Origin of the sequence: Enterococcus termitis, assembly GCF_001730305.1 — a bacterium.
GTDB lineage: Bacteria > Bacillota > Bacilli > Lactobacillales > Enterococcaceae > Enterococcus_L > Enterococcus_L termitis.
In genome coordinates this window covers 61,494-86,501 of the sequence record NZ_MIJY01000044.1, presented here as the reverse complement: position 1 = coordinate 86,501, position 25,008 = coordinate 61,494, and the positions used below count along the sequence as shown (strand labels likewise).

Annotated in this window: 12 protein-coding genes; 4 read left to right on the top strand and 8 right to left on the bottom strand. The window is 37.8% G+C overall.

The window, feature by feature from the left end:
- Window positions 1–21: 21 nt before the first annotated feature.
- The 7 genes from BCR25_RS15805 to BCR25_RS15775 form a co-directional block, all read right to left on the bottom strand.
- The gene (locus BCR25_RS15805) at window positions 22–1,821 is read right to left on the bottom strand and encodes an InlB B-repeat-containing protein (protein WP_069664568.1); all 1,800 of its coding nucleotides are present in this window, start codon (window positions 1,819–1,821) and stop codon (window positions 22–24) included.
- Between the two features lie 92 nt (window positions 1,822–1,913).
- A complete protein-coding gene (locus BCR25_RS15800) occupies window positions 1,914–5,714 on the bottom strand; it encodes a pectate lyase family protein (protein WP_069664567.1) in 3,801 nt (1,266 codons plus the stop codon).
- Window positions 5,715–6,433: 719 nt separating this feature from the next.
- A complete protein-coding gene (locus BCR25_RS15795; protein WP_069664566.1) occupies window positions 6,434–7,258 on the bottom strand; it encodes an oxamate carbamoyltransferase subunit AllH family protein in 825 nt (274 codons plus the stop codon).
- An 84-nt stretch (window positions 7,259–7,342) separates the two neighbouring features.
- Entirely contained in the window at window positions 7,343–8,566 is a 1,224-nt protein-coding gene (locus BCR25_RS15790; protein WP_069664565.1) for an amidohydrolase family protein, read from the bottom strand.
- Window positions 8,567–8,587: 21 nt separating this feature from the next.
- Window positions 8,588–9,928: a citrate transporter gene (locus BCR25_RS15785; RefSeq protein WP_379975156.1), complete on the bottom strand. Its 1,341-nt coding sequence runs from the start codon at window positions 9,926–9,928 to the stop codon at window positions 8,588–8,590.
- 45 nt (window positions 9,929–9,973) lie between these two features.
- Window positions 9,974–10,906, bottom strand: coding sequence for a carbamate kinase (arcC, locus tag BCR25_RS15780; RefSeq protein ID WP_069664563.1), 933 nt, complete (start codon window positions 10,904–10,906; stop codon window positions 9,974–9,976).
- A 16-nt stretch (window positions 10,907–10,922) separates the two neighbouring features.
- Window positions 10,923–13,931, bottom strand: a complete 3,009-nt coding sequence (locus BCR25_RS15775) for a bifunctional FdrA/YlbE family protein (protein WP_071879543.1) — start codon at window positions 13,929–13,931, stop codon at window positions 10,923–10,925.
- A 122-nt stretch (window positions 13,932–14,053) separates the two neighbouring features.
- On the opposite strand from BCR25_RS15775, the gene BCR25_RS15770 reads away from it, so the two are divergent.
- From BCR25_RS15770 to mafR, 3 genes are read left to right on the top strand one after another with little or no spacing between them, the layout of a single operon-like run.
- A complete protein-coding gene (locus BCR25_RS15770) occupies window positions 14,054–15,646 on the top strand; it encodes a PucR family transcriptional regulator (protein ID WP_069664562.1) in 1,593 nt (530 codons plus the stop codon).
- Entirely contained in the window at window positions 15,621–16,430 is an 810-nt protein-coding gene (locus BCR25_RS15765) for an alpha/beta hydrolase (protein WP_069664561.1), read from the top strand. The genes BCR25_RS15770 and BCR25_RS15765 overlap by 26 nt, the downstream gene beginning before the upstream one ends.
- Before the next feature lie 57 nt (window positions 16,431–16,487).
- Window positions 16,488–17,936 carry a global transcriptional activator MafR gene (gene mafR, locus BCR25_RS15760; protein ID WP_069664560.1) on the top strand — a complete coding sequence of 483 codons (1,449 nt, stop codon included), beginning with the start codon at window positions 16,488–16,490 and terminating at the stop codon, window positions 17,934–17,936.
- A 44-nt stretch (window positions 17,937–17,980) separates the two neighbouring features.
- Here the strand turns inward: mafR and BCR25_RS15755 are convergent, their stop codons facing one another.
- A complete protein-coding gene (locus BCR25_RS15755) occupies window positions 17,981–20,530 on the bottom strand; it encodes an HAD-IC family P-type ATPase (RefSeq protein ID WP_069664559.1) in 2,550 nt (849 codons plus the stop codon).
- A gap of 356 nt (window positions 20,531–20,886) precedes the next feature.
- On the opposite strand from BCR25_RS15755, the gene BCR25_RS20860 reads away from it, so the two are divergent.
- On the top strand, window positions 20,887–24,951 hold the full coding sequence (locus BCR25_RS20860; protein ID WP_069664558.1) for a BspA family leucine-rich repeat surface protein: 4,065 nt from the start codon (window positions 20,887–20,889) through the stop codon (window positions 24,949–24,951).
- Window positions 24,952–25,008 lie beyond the last annotated feature (57 nt).

The window sequence follows — 25,008 nt, the reverse complement described above, 5'->3', positions numbered from 1 at the left end:
TAATCAATTTTATATAAAATATCATGGTTTGATTATTCGTTTTAAAATGAAAACAAGATAAATCAATAGTAAGCCAATCATTACATATTCAATTGATTCCTGACTCCCTGTTTTAGGCAATCTCATTTTTTCATTTTTCTCTATAATATGTTTAGCCAGATCGGATGTCGATGCAGCAGTAACTCCATTACTTTTGATTGTTTTTGTCTTGGATTCATTGCCATTTTTTGTCTCTGTTTTTTCGTTAGATTTATTCTTATTTTCTACTATTAACTCCCATTTAGCATACAATCGAAGGTTACTAGTGACTGGTCTGTTAAAATCCCACAGTTGCGTCAATTGAGGATCTGAAAACCACCCAACAAATTGGTACCCAGCTTTGATTGGAGGTTCTGGTTTGGACAAAAGACTATTTTTTTGAATGATTACGTCCTCAAGAGGCGTTCCCCCGTTACTTTCAAAACCTACCGTATAATTTTTTTCCTTTTCCTGCCAACCAGCATACAACGTCATATCATGAGTAACAGGAGTCCCAAAATCCCATGACATCGTACAAGATATATCTGTATACCAGCCTAAAAATACATACCCTTCTTTTTTAGGCATTACCGGTTCCTCTACTAAAGTACTTTCTAAGACACTCTGAGAAGCTACTGGATCTCCGCCATTCGTTTCAAAGTTAATCATGTAAGTCTCTACATTTTTTTGCCAACCAGCAAATAGTGTCATTGTATACCTCACTGGTTCTGAAAAATCCCATTGATTTGTACATGCTTCATCTGTATACCAACCGATGAATGAATATCCTTCTTTCGTCGGTTGCTCAGGTTCAGTAGCTTGGTAATCCGTCTCAACTACTTGAGCAGGGATTTCACTTCCGTCGATACTATCGAAAGTGATTGTCTGAAATCTATTTTCCCAAATAAAAGTATCTGGTTGAGCCCCGTCATATTCTGATAGAAAAGAAACACTCGAGTCATATCTTATTTTTGTATCAAGACCTACCCAACGTCCTGTATAATTTTCATTTTGAGTTACTTGAGGAAGTAGTGTGTTTGCTAAAAAAATCATATTATCCCCAAGTTTTATCCCACTTAAAGAAGTACAATTTCCAAACATTGCACTCATAGATGTAACCTGTGTTGAACTCCAAGACGTGATATCTAAATAGTTTAATGCCCTATTGTTATAAAAAGCAGCAGACATGTCTGTTACAGAAATTGTGTTCCATGTTGAAACTTGTAAATCTACAAGCCCACTATTTGCAAATATTCCAGCAATTGATGTAACATTTGAAACATCAAAATTTTCAAGATTCAAGCTTGTCAATGCATAACAGTTCCCAAACATCCCTCCCATATTTATAGCTGAGCTTGTATTCCAGGTAGACACATCCACACTAGCTAAAGAAGTGCAGTAAAAAAACATTCCACCCATATTTATGACTAGCGATGTATCTAGCTGCTCAGTATTAACAGTCGTCAATAACCTGCAGTTAGCGAACAAGTGATTTGCTTCCGGCTGAAGGGTGACTGGTCCTGTAAATGTTATTTTTGTTACAATATTTTTATATTTTTGCCAAGGTGCATTGCCCACTAATTCTCCAACAAAAGATCCAGAACTCACTGTCATCGTACCATCTGTGTACAATTCCCAAGACGATGTTCCATACATTCCGGAATCTTTTAACGTAGAAGTCAACAATGCAGTGTCATTTTGCGAAGTTTGCATTTGCTCTGTCTCTGCAAGTACAACTGACTTAGTTGATCCTATCGTCAGAAAAAGCGCTCCTGCAATAAAAAATGCGTATGATCGTTTCAACTAAACTTACTCCATTCTTTGAAATATCTATAATCGTATTTTTCCATCTACTTATGCAAGTAAGATCTCAAAATACGATTATCTTCTTTCGATTATTTTTCTCTTTTTGAAAATTGATTTCCGTTTACAACTTTTATATATAGAAAACGAAAGCCAATATATAGTAATGTCACTATATACATATATTCAACTAGGACATATTTTTTATTATTTTCCCCAGTTTCTGGAAGTTTCTTAGCCGTATCTGAATGTAATTTTTCTTGCTGACTGGTTTCAGGTACTCTTACATTCCTTCCGCCTAAGACTGTGTCTTGAATATCCACATCTTCTGATACCACTTTCACTTCAATTTCTTTCTGTACGTCATTCGATGTAAACGTTACTTTATAATTCCCGACCTCTGTTGCTTCTCTTAATGCCGAGTACTTCACTGATAACACTTGTTCTTCTCTACTTGGCAGCAACACTGCTTTTGCACGAGCCTTTTCAATCACCTGATTCTCTGTCAAACTTTTGACTTCAGACAATTTTACAGTAAATGGTTCTGCTGTAATTTGTGTTATCTCTTTTTGTAGTTCTTCATTAGCTTCTACAATTACCTCAACTTGTTTTTGGACATCATTTGATTTAAACGTCACCTTGTAGACACCAATTTGCTTTGCTGCTTTTAGTTCAGTGTATTCTAATGCTAATTCTTGTTCTTTACCGCTGGGTGTTAAAATTGCTTTTGCTTTCGCTTTTTCAATAATTTGTTTGGCGGTTAATGTATTAACTTCGGAAAGTCTAATGGTAAATGACTCGGCAGAGATTTCTGTTGTTTCCTCTATCTGCTCTATATCGTCCTCTACTATGACTTCAATTTCTTTTTGTACGCCGTTTGATTCGAATACTATTTTATAGCTACCAGCTCTTGCTGCTTCTAGTAAGGATGAGTACTTCACTGTTAAAGCTTGTTCTTTTCCACTCGGTATCAACACAGCTTTTGCTTGGGCTTTTTCAATAATTTGAGTCTCTGTCAGCGCATTGACTTCTGATAATTTTATTGTAAATGGTTCTGCAGTTATCTCTGTTATCTCAACTGGTTGTTCGATATCTGCTTCTACGGTGACTTCAACTTCTTTTTGCACACCATTGGATATTAAGATAATCGTATATACCCCCGTTGTAGTCGCTTCTTTTAATGAGCGAAGGTCTACAGTGATCTCTTGATTCTCCCCATTTAGCATTGAGACTGCTTTAGCTTTTTCAATCACCATTGTTTCTGTCAAACTTTCAATTTCTGATAGCTTGATAGTAAATGGTTCTGCTGTGATCTCTGTAATTCCTTCTGGCTGTTCCTCATCTAATTCGACCGTTACGTCAATTTCCTTTTGAACACCATTTGATTCAAAAATTACTTTATAGATACCTGCTTCTGTCGCCGCTTGTAAAGACAAGTAGTCCACTCTCAATTCTTGCCGCTCTCCACTTGGAGATAAAATGGCGGTTGCTTGAGCTTTTTCAATGATTTGATCTGCGGTTAAATTTTTAAGTTCAGAGAGTTTTACAGTAAATGGATACGCGTTGATTTCTGTCGTTTCTTCTATCTGTGCATCATCTGCCTCAACCGTTATTTCAATTTCCTTTTGATGTCCATTCGCTTCAAATACAATCGTATAGATACCTGCTTCTGTTGCTTCTTTTAATGTAGAATAATCCACTGTCAACGTTTGTTCTATATTACTTGGTATCAGTACAGCCTTTGCTTGGGCCAACTCGATTACTCTAGCATCAGTCAATTCTTGAATCTCTGATAGCCTGATAGTAAATGGCTCTGCTGTAATTTCTATAGTTTCTTCCGGTTGTTCATCCTCTTCTACGGTTATATCAATTTCTTTTTGAACACCATTTGATTCGAAGATAACCTTATAAACACCTGCTTCTGTCGCTTCTTTTAGCTCAGAATAATTTACCGTCAACTCTTGTTCTTCGTTACTTGGCATTGAGATTGCTTTTGCCTGTGCTTTTTCGATGACTTGTTCGGCCGTTAGATGACTAACTTCTGATAGCTTTACTGTGAATGGATTCGCAGTGATCTCCGTTGTTTCTTCAGATGAACCCTCTACTGTTACTGGTACTCTGATCACACACATAAATCCTGTAGGATACGTTAGTTCTACGTTGATTCTATGGATCCCCACCGATTCCAATTCATTCGGATTCATTATTCTTGCAACAGGTGTTGCTTCATCTTTATCAAAGGTATTTTTCACTAAGTCGCTAGCTTGCACTTCATCTCCAAGTTTTATCGTTGTTGGAACAGCTGATGGTAACATATTTTTTTCAGGAATAGGCAGTGCGACATACTCATTGTAACCACTAGGTTTATAGATACTTTCCCAATCCGGATTCATTTTTTCGTAATCCTCAGCAGTCCAGCCATAGACTATTGAAAAACCATTATGTGCACCATCGTCTCTTGTATTTCCAGAAACATGGCTATTATTCGTTGGGTGAAATCCTGTTTTAGTTGTTGGATTATAAAGCAATAAATCCGCTTTCTTTGTATTACTAAAATGTATATATCGATTATTGATAAAAACACCATTACTAATGCTCGTTTTATCCGGTGCTTGCTGAGCACTAAACTCCATTCCAATCCGATAACCGCCATCCCAATACTTGAAGTCAAATGTATTGTTTGCAACAAAAATGTCTTTGTACATAGATACTCTATCCGTTGTCTCTACGACACCGATCTCAGGATCATCGGTCATAATAAGTCCAGTATTACGGAAATAATTGTTCATAATACTGATTTCTCTACCCGATTTAAACTTAAAACCACCCCAAGAGCCATTAAACCAGCCACGAACATGATTACCTGCTAGAACAACATCCGTAGATCCTCGAAGATAGGTCACGTGGTCCTGTGTAATAAAGCCATTTGTTTCTTCATTATCTTTATTTGAATAAAAAATATTATTTAAAATTCTAGCTTTTTTTAATGTACTGAAAGAATTGATTCCTGTAGAAATAATATTTTGTTCATTTCGCTCTAATACAATAGACTGTTCATCTTCCAGCGCATGTTGCAATCTTGTAATGGTATTGGCTAATCCATCTGCATTTTTTTGAACATATTTTAAAGCGTCCAATTCATCGATTTTTGCACCTATCAGGTTATTTTCTACCAAGGTATTATATTGATACTGATTTAATTTATCTTTTGCAGTCGTATATCCACCTAAATAGATGGTATGATTCCAGGCAGCTCCCCCAACAGGTGAGTCTTGTCCTTTCGCATGATCAACGTCTCTTAAGAAAATATTGTTTTTGATTGTTGCATTCTCAGAAAACTCCAAGAATACTTGGAAATTTGACACTGGATTGTAAAACACACAGCTATCAAGAGTGACATTTTTAAACATATCCGTATTAATCGATAACCCATCAAAAAAGAGATTCTTAAATGTTAGAACACTTCGATTCCCATATTGATTTGCGCTCCCTAGATTAATATCATTCGTCGTTCTATTCTTAAAAATCGTAGCCCCCTCTTCGTCACCAATCATGACAGAATTGCTGGGAAATACTCGAGTATATTCTATGTAATAGGTTCCCTTAGGTATGTATAAATATTTTCCCAAACTGATTGCTTTGTTCATTGCAGCTAATAATTGATTGGCTTGATTTTCTTCTGCATCTGGAACCAGTGCATTGGCGCCAAAAATCGTTTGGTCTGTAGCATCTAATGAATTTGCGGGAATTGATTTTGGTTCTTTTACTAATGCTTCCATCTGAGAAGGTTCTTTTACTTCCTCTGCCATTGCATTGATGAAAGGTGACGTGCTTAAGCCAGCTGTTATTGCTACCATCATCATATGTATAAGTTTGCTTTGAATCTTTTTCACTAATTGATTATCTCCCTTCAATAATAAGAAAATTTAATATGACTGAAAAATACTTTTACTCAGCAAAGGTCCGTATTTTGAGCCTCCTTTGAGAAAAAACTAATATTTTGTCCTACTAATTTGGACTATATAAATCGTTGTACAATTAGCATATATATAAATTTATTCAGCAACATTATTTAGACATAGCCATATCCTCATTCTCCTTTCTTTAATCAACGTCCGCCAAAGTAGAAAATCGATGTTAAATCTTAGTACCATCGATCAGCATTTTTATAAAACTAATTTGGTCCCTTAGATTAGCAGCCTCAAATTTCGTTTATCTGGCTCAAGCAAAATTTCTATAAAGATATTGACCCAAAATAACTAATAGATCCAACACCTAGATATGATTATCTTTTTTGTTTTCATGTGTAAAATAGTTCTGTCATTATTGATTTCCAACGCCAGTTGTACTGTGGTTTGTAAAATTCCACACAAATTTCCTTATTATAATACGATAATTAGCGCACCCAATCCAGCTCAAACATTAAAGAACACATCTCTAAATTTAGATTCGATTCAACTAACTTCTTCCATTAATTAGTATCTTATGAAACGCTCACTGTTAACCCTTCTCCCCTTCAATCTATTGAACATCTAATACTGGATTTATGATAGTTTTCGTTTAGAATAACAAAAATAGACAAAAAAAGCCCAGTGAAAAGAAATGTTCTTTCCTACTGGCCTCGCTCATTTAATACTGCCTTCGTTCCCAATAAAATACCATAACACATATCATGCCCCGAGGTATGACCGACTTCTAGCAGCCTAGCGATTTTTTCTTCAAAATGAGCGTGAGATTCTTTTCCCTCTAACGCTCTCCATACCGCCATCACCACTGAGCTGACGTAATCATCAAGCAGCGCATAAAAATAATTTTCACTGATACTTGTTGTCGCTGTAATATGCGTTTTTATCTGTTCGGCAACTGTTGAAGCAGCTGGATGCTGATAGGTCTTCAACATAAATAAATAGCCGAGCAATAGATCATCGCCACTCGGTGTCAGTCCTTTCCCTCGCCCAATTAAATACGTTACGATCTGCTCCCAATCTTCTACTTTGTTTTCTGCTAGTTGAGTAAAATAGCACGCTTCTCTATCGCCAATGCTTAATCCGATTTTAGATTCTAGGTGTTTTTCTTTAAGAACGGTCAACAATTTCTGAAGTATTTCTTCACCATATGGAAGCGGCTGAATTTTCAACTCCATTTTGACTAATGGTGCTAATTGGATAGTTTGAATGCCGAAATTACTGTAAACAGTCATTGAATCGCGCGTCAGCTTCACTAGATTTCCCTGCTGACAGTAAGGTTGAAGCAGGGTAAAGTCTGTGACCGATAGTTTCAACCCAAAGCTAGATAAAAAATCCTCTGATGAGGTAATGTTGATCAACCGATCATTCACAGAGAGATTCAAAGAATGCTCAAAAACACTATGCACACGGCCCATACCACACCTATTTAGTTTCGTTAAATAATCGCTTATGATTGTCTGCTCTTTCATTTAGTCCGCCTTCTTTAACGAAAGATCGAGCCTAAGATAAAAGCTGATGTTACACTTTTATCTTAGCCTCTTTCTTTCAAAAAATTATCTTAAGATATTGACTTTTTTATCCACTTTCACGGTCACTTTTCCGTTTTTTATTACGTAAGAACGCTCTGGAAAGTCAATCAATGCTGTCGCTACAGCTTTTGTATCTAGTAAAACTAAATCTGCTTTTTTCCCAACAGCTAATCCGTAGTCTTTCAATCCTAACGCTTTTGCAGGATTTTCTGTGATCATTGGTAGAACAGTTGGTAAATCATCTGCTCCGCCAAGATGCCCCACAGGAACAGCCAACATCGCAATTTGGATCAAATCGCCATTACCATAAGGTGTAAAGCCATTACGGATATTATTTGTTGCCAAGGCAACATTGACACCTGCATCACGTAATTTACGAATTGGCGTCACTGCACGACGAACATTGTATTGATCATTACGTGCGCCTAAATGTAAATCAGTCGCAGGCAACGGCATTACATTGATTTGTGCTTTGACCATCAGATCGATGACTTTAGCTAAGCGCTCTGGTTCCATCGCATGAAGAGCAGTTAAATGTCCGACAGATACACGACCTTCATACCCTTCTTTGATCGTTTTTTCGCATAAGTATTCGATTGATGTATCATCTGCTTCGTCTGCAAAATCTTGGTGTAAATCGATATCTTTATCATACTTCTTCGCGATCTCAAAAATCAAGTCGATATGTTCATTTGCTGGTGCATCGTTGTAAGGAATTCCTCCGACAACATCTGCGCCCATTTCCATTGCTTCATACATCATTTTTTCTGTACCAGGTGCTTTGAAAATCCCTTCTTGCGGGAATGCAACAACCTGCATGTCGATTAGGTCTTTGTATTCTTCTTTTAGTTTCATGATCGTATTAAATCCAGTGAAGCCTTGAGCTGGGTCAAATTCTGCATGTGTTCTGACAGCCGTTGCTCCATGACTGATGATCATTTCTAGTGCTTGTTTGGCGCGACTGTAAATATCTTCTTCTGTAAATGTTGGTTTTAATTTTGCTGTTACTTGGATCGCTTCTTGTAATGTACCCGATTTGTTTGGTTCTCTATCTGCGATCAAGGCTTTGTCCAAATGAATATGACTTTCTACTAAACCAGGAATCAAGACACGTCCGTCCGCTTCGATCACTTCTTTGGCTTCACCAGAAATCTCTGGTGCGATTTCGATGATTTTTCCATTGTCGATTGCAACGTCCTGTAATGCTTCTCCATCTTTAATACGCGCTTGTTTGATCAATAAATCCATTTTTGCCACTCCTTCTTATTTTTATCCGAAAATAAAACCAATTACTAATAAAATCACTGAGGCCAGACTTAACCACTTCACATTTCCTTTTACAACATCTAAAATCGGAATTTGGAAGCCTGATGATAAGGCCTGCATTGTAATATTTACGAAACTCATTTGGCTACCTAGACCAACACCCACTGTGACGAACCCTAGTGCCAATGGCGGGAAGCCTAATGAAACCGCAACAGGCAATACTAATGTTAAAACAGAACCCACGTAAGCCCCAGCTGGAATTCCGATCAAGATCCCGGTTAAGATCGCAACTGGAACCACGATAAACTCAGGCGCATTTTGTGCTACACCTGCAATTACTGCAAATGTTCCTGTTTGCGCAATTACATTGATAAAGGCTAAGAAAATCCCTACTTGGAATAAACGAGTCAGAATATACGTAGAGCCATCGACCATTGCTTCCACTGACTGATTCATCGAAAAATTTGTACATAAGTAAACCAATGCTAAGGTCAACACCATATAAACAAGCGGTGTAAAGAATGCAAAGCCAATCAAGTCATTCACAACTGGACCGAAAATTACTGCAAATAATAAGAAAATCGCTGGTAAGGTAATCTTGAATAATTCACCATTACTCTTTTGTTCATATTCATCATCTTCGGATTCCTTAAAGCCAATATTGCGGTGTTTCGTACCCCAAAAGGCTAAAACAATCGCTAAGACAACAAATAGTAACCAGAACGGACGCATTTGTGACACATAAGAAGCGACACTAACATCCCCTAATTTTGACACGATACTTGATTCTAATGATGCTGGTGATGTTGTAAACGATACGGCTGCCGCTAAAGACATTGCCGCGATTAATTCCGGCACCACACCAACTGCTGCAAATGCTAAAGGTGCGATAACCATTGCACTGCCGCCGCCGATTCCTGACATATACGTCGCAGCTGCTAACAAAATAACGATAAAGGCTGAAACATACTCCACTTTACCTTTAGTACCACGTTTAGCTAAGGTCAAGGCTGCTGAATAACTTCCAGCTTTAAAAACGGCCATGGCAACAGCTGAATTGATGATCGGTACTGTAATACTCAACATTGACGGAATCGTTTCAAGTAACTGCTTATTAGCATCCGCCAGACTGATTCCGCCAATGATCATTGCTAAAATCCCGGCAACTAATCCGGCGATGATCATATCCACTTTTTTGAACAATAATACTAACACTAAAATCAATGGTATCAATACTAAAATAGCTTTAAATCCTGTAGGCGCAACAACTTCATTTATTTCAGCTGCAAACGCACTAATCCCCGATAATGCTCCAATAAAGATCGACAATAAAAGAAACATCATTTTTTTTCGTAGTTTCATCGCTCTACTCCTTCTTGTGCTTTTTAGTTAACAAACAATTTTGGTTCCATATCCTTTAGGAATATTCCCTAAGTTTTCAATAGAGGTGATCACAACTTCTCTATCCGTATGATCTTTGACAAAAGCAATCGCAGACTCCACTTTTGGCAGCATGCTGCCTGCTGGAAATTGTCCTTCCGAAATGTATGTCTGTGCTTGAGCAACGGTTATTTTTTCCAATTTCTGTTGATTCGGCTGATTGAAGTTAATATAGATGTTATCAACACCTGTTAAAACAATCAAACGCTCTGCTCCAATTTCTTCTGCCAGCTTTTGTGCAGATAAATCTTTATCGATCACCGCTTCAACCCCAGTTAGTATTCCCTGTTCATCAGAAACAACAGGTACACCGCCACCGCCGACACAAACCGTAATGACTCCTGCAGCGATCAATGATTGAATAGCTTCTTTTTCAATGATTTTTCTAGGTTCTGGCGACGCGATCACCTTACGGTAACCACGTCCAGAATCCTCTGCGTAAACGCCCTCTCCTTTCATGACTTTTTCATCCGCTTCTTCTTTTGTATAAAAAGGCCCGATTGGTTTTGTCGGTGTTGTAAATGACGGGTCATTTTTATCGACTTCAACTTGTGTCACAACACTCACAACACTTTTTTCTACCCCTTGTTTTTTTAATTCATTTTGAAGTGCCTGCTGAATCCAGTAGCCGATACTCCCTTCAGTCATGGCAACATTTGTATCTAATTTCATCATCGGTGTTTTTTCTGAATCACCCATTTTTTGCTGGATCAAGAGATTCCCCACCTGAGGCCCATTCCCATGACATAAAACAACTTGTTCTCCTTGCTTGATAAACGAAGCGATCTCCGCTGCAACCGTTCTGACAACCTCACGTTGTCCTTCATCTGTCGGTATTTTATCTAAAATGGCGTTTCCGCCCAAAGCGATAACATTCAACACGAATTTTTCCCCCTTATTACTCGACTGTGATCCCTAGTTCTTTCGCATATGCTTCTAATGCTTTTTCAAAACAAGCTAAAGGTGCGCGAACGGTTCCTGCACCGATTTGACCAACACCCGCATCTTTATGCGCGATTCCTGTATTGATGACTGGAGTGATTCCAGTTTCAACAACTTTACGAATATCGATCCCTAAACAAGTTCCTTGGAAATCCCAAGTTGGAATCGTCCAAGTTGGATTGTGCGTATCACTGATTTTTGCCATTTCATTTGAAGTATCTAACGCATCTTGGAAACCGCCAGCCCCAACGAAACGTGTAACACCAGGAGCTGCAACCATCGCCATACCACCAACACCGACAGTTTCTGTGATTGCACTATCTCCCATATCCGGATTGCCGTCATCTTCTGTAAAGCCAGTGAAATATAAGCCCTTCGGTGTATTAACAGGTGCAGTAAACCATTCATCATTTGTTTGTGCGATCCGTACACCAAAGTCCACACCATTTCTAGCAAGCGTTGTTACGATTGTACCTTTTGCCTCTTTTCTCGCTGTGTCAACAATTGTTTTTGCAGCAGCCATCATGATATTCAAGAAGAATTGATCTGTATCTGCTAAAAATTTCATGACATCAAATCGATCTTGAACGTCCATATCTACTAAAATGATATATGGGGCAATTTCTCGTAAAAAGTTTAAGGATGCAGCGAAATTACGTTGATGGAATTCATCCCCCATCGTAATTGAACGAGCAATCAAGACACTTAAATTGATGCCGTCTTCACTTTTATTCAATGCTTTTGAAAGTGTTGGGCCTAACACATCACGCAACCAGTTTAGGCGTGTGATTACTTCTTCTGAAAAAGCACCAAAACGTAAGACTTTTCCGATTCCTTCATTCATCGTACAGTAGCCACGTGTACCGTCTAAACGGTTTTCCACGACAAAGACCGGCATATTAGCAGAAGTGATTCCGCCCATCGGACCTACTGCATTCACATGGTGACATGGAATAAAACGAATCTCGTTATTTTTGATCAATTGGCTGACTTCCGCTTCATTTGCTGCCCAGCCTTCAAAAATTGCCGCGCCGACCACAGCACCTTTCATCGGACCAGTCATCGCTTGCCACTCAATTGGAGGACCAGCATGTAAAATTGTTTTTTGCGTTTCATTTAATTCTGGGATCACCGTTTTAGCTAAGACAACATCTGTTAAAAAGGGTTGCGCATTTTTGATTTTTTCGATCACTTTTTGGTTTTCACGATCGATTTCTTCGGCATGATCTTCTAAAGCATTTAGAATTTTGATCATTTTCTTATTGCCGTTTGCTCTTGGTTTCCAATTGAATTGTTCTGATTTACCATCAAATTTTTGAATGGATTCATTGAAACTTTGTAAACCGACATTGATGATTCTTGGTTTCGTATTCAATAATTCCATTACTTTTTCACCGGCTGCTGGGACATCGATCGTTTCACCTTGGTAAGAAACAACCGCTTTGTCTGCTTCTGATAAAGAAATACCTTTTAGGCCTAAAGCTAGACGAACTGCTTTGGCATTACTAGGTGCAACTAGGACATTGTTTTCTTTTAGCTGTTCAACGGCTTGTGCATAGTTTTGCGGATCGTTATTTGTGCCAACGACTGTTGCTACAAAATAAAGTTCACGTCCATTTGCAGCAGCTTTTGCTTGTTCTTCTTTGATCACAGGAAGCAACGCTCCGACCATATCTTCATGGGCACCATAGCCTAAAACAAAATCAAGCAGAATCACACCAGTTTTTTCGTCTTCTGCATATTCACGGATTTTTTTAATACGTACTTCTGGATCGATCATTGGATGTGGTTTTCCTTGGGTATAAATGTCATCTCCTAGATCAATAACATCATAGCCATGTGATTGTAAGACATATCCTTCTTTTTTGACTAATCCTTCCAGTCCTAACGCTTCTGAAATCAGCATTCCCGCTTCAGCAGCTAAAGTTCCGCCAGAATATAAACCTGTGATAACTTTATCTTCACTTAGTGCACGAACTTTCGGCATGTCGATTTCTTCAAAATAGTTTGCCTTGATTGTTGTTTCATTCGCTAAATCGACTGCAATCTGTGCTGTTTCTTCCAATGTATGGGCTAAATAAACTTTTCCTTCATGCGCTGTTGGTTTTTCACCTAAAAAGATTGCTACCACTGGTTTAGAAATACTTTGGAGCAACTGAACAACTTCATCTCTGACTTCTTTTGCAGGTGGTTTTGAGATAACGCAGATCACATCTGTCGGTGCGTGGTTTTCTAAAGCGACGATTGCATCTTTCATCGTTACCGCGCCAACTTTATCACTTAAATCGCGACCGCCTGTACCGATTGCGTGGACAACTCCGCCGCCTAAACGATCAATGATCGTCGTTACTTCTTGAATTCCAGTTCCAGAAGCACCCACGACTCCGATATTTCCTGGCGTGATAACATTTGTAAAGGCAATCGGAATACTTGAAATGATTCCGGTACCACAGTCTGGTCCCATCATCAATAACCCTTTTTCATGAGCTAACTTTTTCAATTTGACTTCATCTTCAACTGGGATATTATCCGTAAATGAAAACACATGGAGACCATTTTTTAAAGCGGTTTCCATTTCAGCTGCACCGTATTCTCCTGGAATACTGAATAACGCCATGTTTGCATCTGGTAATTCTTCTAATGCTTCTTTCCAAGTCGTTGATACGTGTTCTTTTTCATCTGAACTTTTAGATGATAGGTCATTTAAAAATTTATCTACTTCAGGTAATACTTGATCCATAATTTTGGGATCATCACTATCCACCACGATCATTAAATCATTTGGTGACGCGGCTTTGGCCTCGTCTGTCAAAAGCTCTGTATTCAGCAAAATATCTTTATTTGCATCTGTTCCCATCATCAGCTGACTCATGTTGACAGTTGAAAGCGCATTGATTTGATTAGTCAACAGCATCAAGTTGATAGAATCTTGATAATTATTTTTCAAAATAACTGTGTTTAACATATGTATCCTCCTATCTCTTTACTACGTTTTCATTGTAATGCAAAAATGTATGTGTTTTCATCGGACAATATTCTAAAAAAATGATATAATTTTTATCCATATAGGGAAAAAAGGTGATTTTAATGAAATTGAAGGAACTTTTGTCGATGGGCGACTTAAAAACGAGTAAGATTTTAACCAAAGAGATCGGTTTAGAAAATGACGTGGAGTCAGCAATGGTGCTGGAGGCAATCGATATCGAGCAGTGGAGTAAGAAAAATCAACTGATTTTGACTTCTTTCTATGCCTTTGATGGGTTATCGGATCAATTATTAGAAGAGTTCTTCTCAAAAATGCAGGTTATCGGCGTTAGTGGTTTAGTCGTTAAGATGGATCGCTTCATTACGATGATCCCAACATGGTTTATTGATTTGTGCTTTAAATATGAAATACCGCTGATCAAAATCTCTCAGGAAGTCAGTTACGAAAAAATACTATTAACAATCTATGAACCATTATTGAATCATCAAACCCATATTTTGCGGACGTATTACGAAGTACGGCAACGCTTTACTAAACTGGAAAAAAGTTATCCATCATTAGAAGCGATCATGCAGGAATTTTATCAGATCATCGGTAGCCCCTGCAGCTTAAAATTGATTGATAAGCATATCGAAATCAGCTACGGAGAACAAGCAAAAGACTGCATCGTACTCTCTCGAAAACCTGTTACGAATGGCGAATTCACTAAAAATGACTACTCCTTGCTGGAACTCTATTCTCAATCCAGTGTAAAAACCCAGCAAGCAATCGAAGTCAGTATTTTCAACAGCTATTCGTCGAATTGTCTACTGTTAGTCTATTTGAATGAGCCGGAAATCAAAGAAACCGATCTTGTGATCATCGAAAATACGATTGATGTTCTGCAAGAGAAATTCAATACTGAACGTCTGCTCAAAAAAGAACGCTATACACGATTGAACAATTTAGCCGATGCGATTTTACAAAATACGCCAGCAAATCCGGATGAACTGGACAGTTTGCTTTTAGAAGCCAATATGAGTTTGTTTCCTTCGTATCAGGCAGTGGCTTTTTCTACACGATCAACCACGATCCAGTTGAGTAAGGAAAAAATTCTTTCTTTGCTTCGTTCGTTAAAAGTTCGTTCGATTTTTTTCGATCAGCATAGTTATTCCGTTGTTCTTTTCAATTTTGATGGCGCAAACGGGAGTATCACTAAAGCTCAGGTCGAAAATCTTTTAGCCGAAACCTTAGAAACGAACCCAGATTTGTCTATAGCCATCAGCAATGTCAAATCTAAAAACGACATCAAAGAACTATTGATGGAATGCCTGGATATCTTACGCTTCAACGAAGAATTTTACAGTGGTGCGATCGTTAGTTTGGCTGATATCGGTATTTTCCGGTATTTTATTCAAAACGAGCAGCTGAATGAAATCAATACCTTTGTTCCGAAAACGTTGCAGCAGCTGGCGAATAATAATTATGATCTTTTCGAAACCTTCTACCAGTTTTTAAGAAATGAACGAAACTATAAGCAAACAGCCGAAGCAATGTTTTTACATTCCAAAACGATTCGCTACCGTTTGAATAAAGCTGAACAAATTTTGGCAATCGATTTTTCCAATCCGCTTCAACTTTTAAACTACGAAATCGGTACTTATATTATCAAAATGAGGAGAAACGCCCATGAAAACAACGATCCAACTTCCTAACGGTGCAGCGGCAGATATTTATCAGTCAACCAATAATCAACCACAAAAAACAGTTATTTATTTGCATGGCGGCGGTCTGATTTACGGAAGCAAAAATGATTTGACAGAAGAGCTAAAGCAAATCTTTATGCAAAACGATTATCAAGTGATTGCGCTGGATTATTTACTTGCGCCAAACACCAGCTTGCCAACTATTCTCACAACCCTAGAAGAAAGCATCACTTTACTGAAAGAAGACGTTATACAAACAGCCTCTTTTGGACTTTGCGGTCGTTCTGCCGGTAGTTTTTTAATGTTACAGCTTGTTAAACGGGGCGTCATTGCTCCGCCAGATTTTTTGGTCAATTTTTATGGCTATACCGATTTGACGTTTATTGATTCCTCGAGAAAGCTAATTGACCAAACGATTACAGAGCAAGACATTCAGCAGATCGATCAACAGACACCGACTTGGGATGATCCCTTTTTACGGCGCGTTCTTCTGTATCATTATGCTGTTCAACACCAAACAACAAGTACATTTTATGGTCTTACTAAACAGATGCTCGATGCCTTCACAATTACAGAAGATGAGCTGCAGTCATTTCCTACTTGTTTCAGCAGTGCCAGTAGCTCAGATGAAGAAATTCCGTTTCGCTATAGTAAAATGCTAGGGAAATCAATTCCAAACAGTACATTCGTTCCAGTCTATTATCTTGAACACGACTTTCTCAAACGCGCACAAGATACCCAAGTCCAAAATGTTTTAAAAAGGTTAAATGATTGGTTACAATCAATAGTGTAGTCACTTATTGATTACTTTGATCCGTTGAACAGCGCCTAAGATCAGGAGGGATTCTTTATGTATTCAATGCTCAAAAAGGTTATCACTGAAAAAGACAGCCAGCGGCAAATTTTATTGTTGGAACAGTTACTCAATCAACAAAAAATGACTGCCAAAGAATTAGCGACTAGAATCCACACGACTGAACGAACTATTTTTTCTGATTTACAGATGATTCGTAATCAGCTACCTGTCGGTTGGCAGATTGAAACGGATAGCGCTGGAATCCGTTTAATCAATAAGGATAATGCACTCACCAATGAGTTATGGGAATTATTTTTAGATCAATCCATCAGTGTTCAATTATTAAAAATGTTGTTTTTTACAAAAGAGCTGTCTATTCAAGATTTTTTACAAAACAACGGTGTGTCGTTTGAAACCCTGAAACGTCATACCAAAAAAATCAATCAGCAGCTGCTGTCTTATCATATTAAGATCGACTTAACTGCGTCTACTGCACGACTTTCTGGGGAAGAAAGCGCTATTCGAATTTTTTATCATCGTTTATTGGTACCATTTACTCATAATAATTACTTTTTTGACGATTACGCGATCCACGAGGAACATTATTTTCAGTTTCTAAAAAAAATCAACCACTCTCCCTCTGCCGTAGAGACTGAACAGATTTTTGGTGTCTGTTGGTTTTTCATCAATACTATTCGGATTAAGGCAAACTGCGGGATCGGTCAATTTCCTTTTGAACAGTCAGATGTTTTATTTACTCTTTATGCCCCTTTTCTGGAAAGTTTATATCAGAAAGAAGGAATCTATTTACAGGGCGAAGAAATATTTTTTGCTTTTTTCTGCTTTTTAGAAAGTTGGAATTATAACAATCATTATGGACCACAATTAGCTGAGGTGTTCAGCCAACAATACAGCTATCTCGAATCAACTGTCCAATCTTTTGTGGCGCAATTGGCAGACGAACTTGCACTGCCTAAGCTAACTACGACTCCTTTGGTTGCCAATTTAATTTTGCTGCTGGTCAAATACATTGAGTCTCCAAGTCTATCGGAAATGTTCCAATTGGAATACCAAGAATTGATTTTAACAAGACAACATCAGCTACTAGACTTCCAAACGAAAAACCAGCAATTACTAGAGCGCTTAGGTGCTGTAATAACGATCAATTATCCAGAGTATTTCTTTAATCTAGCTTCCCTTTTAGAGCAGCAAGCCATTTTCTCTGTTCAGCCTCAACTGCTGACTGTTTATTTTATTTATCAGGGTGAGCCAGCTTGGAAAGCTTTATTACAGCAAGAACTAGCAGATTATTTAGGTAATCGTGTAACATTAAAAGCTGTTGAATGGACGGAATTAACAGAAATCCAACTAAAACAGACAGATATACTTGTCTCTAATTTCCCTCTAGAGCATCTTGAGATTCCTGTGTTTTATATCTCCTCAATCCCAACAAAAAATGAGCTCCATCAATTGAAAGAGCTCACTGTAGATCCATATATTTGAGTACACATTTTACTTACGCACAGAGTGTAGAGAACAAAGCTACCTTAGTTTTGGCTTACGCTCTTTTTTTCTTTTTTGTCGGAAAAATGCTTTGTGATTCTTTTTTCAACTTCTACTACTAAGAATAGTAAGAACGCATTCCCTGCGATAACGACCTGTTGCCCTAAGCTAAGTCCTACGGTTCCAATCAGTTGTTGTGCAAAAGGTAAGAAGACAACGCTCATCTGTAACAGAAGTAAAATCCCTAATGAAGCGAATAATACTTTATTTTGCAATAATCCTTTGTTAAGAGCTGGGTTTACTAGCTCTCTACAATTGATCATGTAAACTGCTTGCGCTAAAACGATATTTTGTAAAAGAATCGTCTGCTGCAGTGCTTGTCCTTCAAAGCTCATCGCTAATAAGTAAGCTGGTATCATGATGATCAAAGAAACATAAACGATTCTAAACATACTGTATCCAGATAAAATCCCCTCATTCGTACCTCTTGGCGGCCTTTTCATCGTATCCTCACTTGCCTTTTCAAAACCTAAAGCATAAGACAAAGTAATTGTCGTTACCATATTTACCCATAAAATTTGAACAGGAGTCAACGGCAATGGTTGATTCGCTAATAAAGCCCAGACTACGATCAATCCTTGCGCTAAGGCTGTCGGTAAGAAAAAGTTGATCGTTTTTTTCAGATTATCAAAAATCCTCCGACCTTCTTTGACTGCTTTAGCAATCGTATGAAAGTTGTCATCAGCTAAAACCATATCGGCTGCTTGTTTGCTCACTTCGCTGCCTTTAATTCCCATCGCAATTCCGATATCTGCTTTTTTGAGTGCGGGCGCATCGTTGACACCGTCACCTGTCATACCCACAATTTCTCCATTGTTTTGCAAAGCTGTCACGATCCGCAATTTATGCTCTGGTGTCGTTCTGGCAAAAACATCTACCTGTTGTACTTGCACAGCTAGCTCTTCTTCACTCATTGCATCAATATCAACACCCTCTAATACTTTAGCGGTATGCTTCAACCCAATTTGCTCACCAATCGCTTTAGCAGTTTCTTTATGGTCACCTGTAATCATCTTAACCGTAATTCCTGCCTCTTGTGATTCTTTGACTGCTTGGATAGCACTTTGCTTCGGCGGATCGATGATTCCTGCTAAGCCAGCAAACGTCAGCTCTGACAATAACTCATGTGTCAGTTCCTGTTGTGACGCTACTTTTTTGTAAGCAAACCCTAAAACTCTTTGTCCTTTTTGAGCTAAAGCTGAGGCTTGATTAGACCAGCTTGTTTTCTCGGTTTCTGTTAAAATGGATTTTTTCATCAATACTTCTGGTGCACCTTTTACAAAAATCATCGCTCCGTCGGCCTCTGGATGCATGGTTGCCATGAATTTATAGCTGGAGCTAAATGGAATTTTCCCTACAACCGTTTTTAATTTTAAATCAGCTTCTTCTACATAATGAAGTAATGCTAATTCTGTCGGATTTCCTTGTAACTCTTTCGCTGATTGATGATCTTTCAATTTTAATTCCTGACAGTTGTTCATGATATCCATAACCATTTGTGTTTCGCTTGTTGCAAGATCCATCACTTTCATTTTGTTCTCTGTCAAGGTACCTGTTTTGTCCGAACAAATCACAGTCATAGCACCTAATGTTTCAACGGAAGGCATATTTTTGATGATCGCATTTTCACGTGCCATTTCTTTTACACCTAATGACAGAATCATCGTCAGTACTGCAGGTAATCCTTCTGGAATCATCGCGACGATTAAAGCGATCATTGCCGAAAACATCAAATTCCATTCCATCCCATGACGGAAAGTAGTAAAGAAAAGTAAAAATACGATCAAAACTAAAATCCCTCTAAAAATCTGCTTATTTAATTGGTGCATTTTCTTCACCAATGGCGTTGTTTGCTGTTCTACCGATTGTAGGGCATGATTGATTTTACCGATTTCAGTATCATCTCCAGTTGCTGCTACGATGCCTAACGCTGATCCTGCTTGTACTAAAGTACCAGAAAATGCCATATTTTTTTGATCACCAGCTGGCGCTTCCTTCGTTAAAACAGCAGTATTCTTTTCAGCTGCTTCTGATTCTCCTGTTAAAATCGATTCTTCGATCAATAGATCATGGACCTCTAGTAAACGTAAATCCGCTGGTACCACATCTCCTGCTTTTAAGGCAACAATGTCTCCTTGTACTAGTTCTTCAGCAGAAATCGTACTCTTTGTCCCTTCTGAAACAACGACAGCCTCTTGTCCCATCATTTGTTTCAACCCATCCAGAGATTCTTCGGCTTTTCGCTCTTGCCAGTAACTAACAAAGCCATTGATCACAACGACTAGAAAAATAATTGTTCCTTCAACAAAATCACCTGTAACAAATTTCAAGACCGCTGCCACCATTAACACAATCATTAATAAATCTGTATAGTGCTTTAAAAACTTTTGCCACGGTTTCACTTGCTGCTTTTCTTCTATTTTATTATAACCGTCTGCTGCTAGACGTTTTTCTCTTTCGACTTTAGAAAGTCCGTTTGAAGAAGTGTTCATTTTGCTCATCGTCTGCTCTATTGTTTGTTTGTACCAATTCATTAATTGTTCCCCCTGCTTTTCTTGATACTTTTATTATACGTATAAGAAAAGTTTATGAAGGTCGATAATTTCAGTGCTGTCTGAAAAAAATGGTTTATCTGCTGTAAGGTCTATTGTGTGCGTGTGTAGTGCCATATAGCTGGTGGGAAGAATGCTAGGGATGAAAAAGCTCTCATTATCTGACTCAATTAGATATTATAACCATACTATTAAATATTTTTTTAATATATATAGATTGTTTTTTATAAATATTTGTATTTTATTAACAAAAAAGTCTAATCTAATGGTAATATACAATTAATGATATTCATTTTTTTATTATATGAATTTCATTAAAACAAACAAAGGAGATTAAGATGAAAAGAAAAAGTTTAGTTAGGTATATGTTGGGAGCATCATTCGTATTCATGCCGTTAACACTGGGTTCATTAAATACTCAAGCTGCTCCTGCATCTCAAGAGGAGCAAACTTACACGCAACCAGATGGTACCACCTTTAAAGCAACCCAATCTGGGGATGAATTTTACCAGTATCTTTCGGGTTCAGATGGTAACATCTACGAGCTGGGTGAGGATGGGTATTGGCATTATCAAGTCAAACCAACTAAAACACGTACGAGTGCCACTACTGACAACAAAGTTGGAATTGATACAAAGCCAACAAACACAGTAACCGAGAAGGATATCTTAGAGAAACAACTTGGCGAAAAGGACCGTCAGAGCTTTAACCATGATCTATTAACACAAGACACACCAAAATGGAACAAGCAACAAAATTTGCTAGTTGTCATGGTAGAATTCAATGATGTTAAATTATCGACTACCACTCAAGAATGGGAATCAAAGATTTTTGATGTGAATAACAAGTCGCTTAGAAATTTCTATTTAGACCAAACCAACCAACGAATTGATGTGACCCCGGCTAAAAGTGAGGGGTATGTTGAAAATGGTGTAGTAAAAATCAGCATGGACCAAGATCACCCAGATAATCGTGTAGGAATCGGTTTTGATAGCGGACTCCTTACCTTCAATATATTAAAACAAATTGGAGATAAATTCGATTTTTCAAAATACGATACAAATAAAGATAATCGCATAGAGCAGAACGAATTACACATAATGGTAATCGTTGCGGGTTATGAACGTAGTGGTGGTAACTTCGGGCAAGGTGCTTGGGGACACAAAGGTGGCATCAACGGTGAATCTGTTGTCAATGGAATTGACTTTAACGATTTTACGATGTTTGGTGAAAAAAGAGGAACACAAAGCTCAACTATCGGTGTTATCTGTCATGAATTCGGTCATGATCTTGGATTGCCAGATCTATATAATACATCCGGTTCTGGAATAGGTTTAGGGCGACTTAGTACTATGGCAGTTGGCGGCTCTGGAGCCACAATATACTTTAATGGTATGTATTGGTTCAATCAAACAAGTGGCTCAACACCAGTCGGGTTAGATGCTTATTCCAAAATGAAACTTGGAGTGCCAGTTGAAGAAATAGATGGTCAGCTTTTACAAGAAAAGAAACTAAAAGCATTACAAACCAATTCAGATCCCACTATTTTAAAAATACAAAGTCAAAATCCAAATGAATATTACCTGATAGAAAATAGACAATTGACAGGCTATGATCAAGGTCTAGAGGAGAGCTATTTTGAAGCGTTGACTGGAAAAATTTTAATTTCGGGTGGGATAGCAGTTTATAGAGTGAATACAGATTACACTGCAAACATTGCGAATAAGCAGCAATTAGTTACCTTACTAGAAGCAGATCAAAGTATCGCTGGTTATTCGAGACTAGAAAATAATGAGTTCCAGAAAATTGATCCCCTCTATTATAATGCACTAAAACCAATAGGAGGCCAGCAACCTACTCAAATTAATACTAAAACAGTTCCGTCTACACAACTAGCAGATGGTAGCTTTTTAGATACAGAAATCAAAGTTTTATCCGAACCAGGAAATGAAATGAAGGTTCAAATAGGAACCTATGTTCCGATAACTGATATTAAACTCGATTCAACAGATATCTCCATAAATGTTGGGGAAACTAAGAAAATTCAAGCATCAATTTTACCAAATAACGCTACAGAGAAAGAATTAACTTGGAAAAGTACGGATGAAACAGTCGCCACAGTAGATTCAAAAGGAACAATTACAGGTAAAAAGAACGGTACAACTAAAATAATTGTATCTAATCTTAAAGGAACTGTTACTTCTGAATGTGCAGTAAATGTAAAAGAAAAAGAAATTCTTGTAGACGATATACTCATAAAACAAAAGAGTGTTTATTTAACACTAGGAGAAACACAGCAGCTAACGGCAACGGTTACACCTAGCAATGCAACAAATAAACAAATCATTTGGAGTAGTTCTGACGAAACAATCGCGAGTATAACAAAAGATGGTCATTTAACTGCTAAAAAAGCTGGTACTGCAATCATTGTAGCAAAATCAGAGGATGGAAATAAATCATCTGAAGTAAAAGCTTTTATCGTATCAGAAAAGAATTATTATGGAACTGCCCCTTGGTCTTGGGATAAAGAAACGCAGACCGTTTCTTTCTACGGGGGGACTTTCCCACCTTCGTATGGTAACATAAATATCCAGACACAAATCGAGAAGAATGCTTTACTTGAAGGCAAACCTATCAAAAAGATTCAGTTCTGTGAGAAAGTTACCGCACACTATCAATCATCGGCTCTCTTTAGAAGTCTTTCCCAGTTAGATGAAATCGAAGGGCTTAATCTGCTTGATACATCTAACGTTAAGTTTCTTGATGCGATCTTTGAACATTCCAGCGTACAACACTTAGATCTTAGTAGTTGGGATACCTCTAATGTAGAAACTATGACTTATGCGTTCAGATCATCCTCTATTTCAGAACTAGACCTAAGCTCTTGGAATTTAAGCAAGACGACTCTTCTTACCGGGATGTTTGACAGCTCCAAAGTGTCAAAATTGAATATTTCTAATTGGGATACTTCTAACGTTACTGGCATGAACTATTTATTTGCTAATACTACGGAACTAGATTCAGTTGATCTTAAAGGATGGGATACTTCTAACGTTACTGAGCTAAACTATTTATTCAATAAAAGCGGCGTTTCTTCTATTGACTTGAGTAATTTCCATACGCCTAAATTGAAAAATGCAACCTACATGTTTGCCAATACGCCTCATTTAGAAAAGATCAATATCGCTAATTTAGATACTTCTTTAGCTGGCTTTAATGGCAAAGCCATGTTCCAAGGTGCTCATCAATTGAATGAACTAACGTTAGGCGCAAATTTCCACTTCGTCTCAGACGCTGAGTTATCGGAAGGAGCGATCGGTGTTCCAATTGCTCTTTGGAATAGTCCAAAAGGGGTGATCCATGAATCTTCTTCCCTTCTCATGAAAGAATATGATGGTACCGACACGGGTACCTATAGGAGAAAAAATGGAAGAAAAACATATGGAGGAACCTTTGGTTCTAGTCCCTGGTTTTGGGATAAAGAAACGCAGACCGTTTCTTTCTACGGGGGGACTTTTCAAGCTTCGTATGGTAACATAAATATCCAGACACAAATCGAGAAGAATGCTTTACTTGAAGGCAAACCTATCAAAAAGATTCAGTTCTGTGAGAAAGTTACCGCACACTATCAATCATCGGCTCTCTTTAGAAGTCTTTCCCAGTTAGATGAAATCGAAGGGCTTAATCTGCTTGATACATCTAACGTTAAGTTTCTTGATGCGATCTTTGAACATTCCAGCGTACAACACTTAGATCTTAGTAGTTGGGATACCTCTAATGTAGAAACTATGACTTATGCGTTCAGATCATCCTCTATTTCAGAACTAGACCTAAGCTCTTGGAATTTAAGCAAGACGACTCTTCTTACCGGGATGTTTGACAGCTCCAAAGTGTCAAAATTGAATATTTCTAATTGGGATACTTCTAACGTTACTGGCATGAACTATTTATTTGCTAATACTACGGAACTAGATTCAGTTGATCTTAAAGGATGGGATACTTCTAACGTTACTGAGCTAAACTATTTATTCAATAAAAGCGGCGTTTCTTCTATTGACTTGAGTAATTTCCATACGCCTAAATTGAAAAATGCAACCTACATGTTTGCCAATACGCCTCATTTAGAAAAGATCAATATCGCTAATTTAGATACTTCTTTAGCTGGCTTTAATGGCAAAGCCATGTTCCAAGGTGCTCATCAATTGAATGAACTAACGTTAGGCGCAAATTTCCACTTCGTCTCAGACGCTGACCTATCGACTCAAAATGACGATATCTTCACCGGCAGATGGCTTGGCCCAAATGGATTAGAAAACCCGACTCAAATATTTAACTCCTCTGCTGAATTTATGACCAATTACAATAAAGCTTTTCCTGGTAAATATATAAGAGAATTAAAATAATTTTAGTAAAAAAACTTGAAGTTGCCACTTAACAACTTCAAGTTTTTTTTCTTATTC

Excerpts from the sequence above, each read along its gene's own strand:
- BCR25_RS15795 (WP_069664566.1), bottom strand. The coding sequence starts at position 7,258 with ATGAAAGAGCAGACAATCATAAGCGATTATTTAACGAAACTAAATAGG.
- BCR25_RS15790 (WP_069664565.1), bottom strand. The coding sequence starts at position 8,566 with ATGGATTTATTGATCAAACAAGCGCGTATTAAAGATGGAGAAGCATTA.
- BCR25_RS15785 (WP_379975156.1), bottom strand. The coding sequence starts at position 9,928 with ATGATGTTTCTTTTATTGTCGATCTTTATTGGAGCATTATCGGGGATT.
- BCR25_RS15775 (WP_071879543.1), bottom strand. The coding sequence starts at position 13,931 with ATGTTAAACACAGTTATTTTGAAAAATAATTATCAAGATTCTATCAAC.
- BCR25_RS15770 (WP_069664562.1), top strand. The coding sequence starts at position 14,054 with ATGAAATTGAAGGAACTTTTGTCGATGGGCGACTTAAAAACGAGTAAG.
- BCR25_RS15765 (WP_069664561.1), top strand. The coding sequence starts at position 15,621 with ATGAAAACAACGATCCAACTTCCTAACGGTGCAGCGGCAGATATTTAT.
- mafR (WP_069664560.1), top strand. The coding sequence starts at position 16,488 with ATGTATTCAATGCTCAAAAAGGTTATCACTGAAAAAGACAGCCAGCGG.
- BCR25_RS15755 (WP_069664559.1), bottom strand. The coding sequence starts at position 20,530 with ATGAATTGGTACAAACAAACAATAGAGCAGACGATGAGCAAAATGAAC.
- BCR25_RS20860 (WP_069664558.1), top strand. The coding sequence starts at position 20,887 with ATGAAAAGAAAAAGTTTAGTTAGGTATATGTTGGGAGCATCATTCGTA.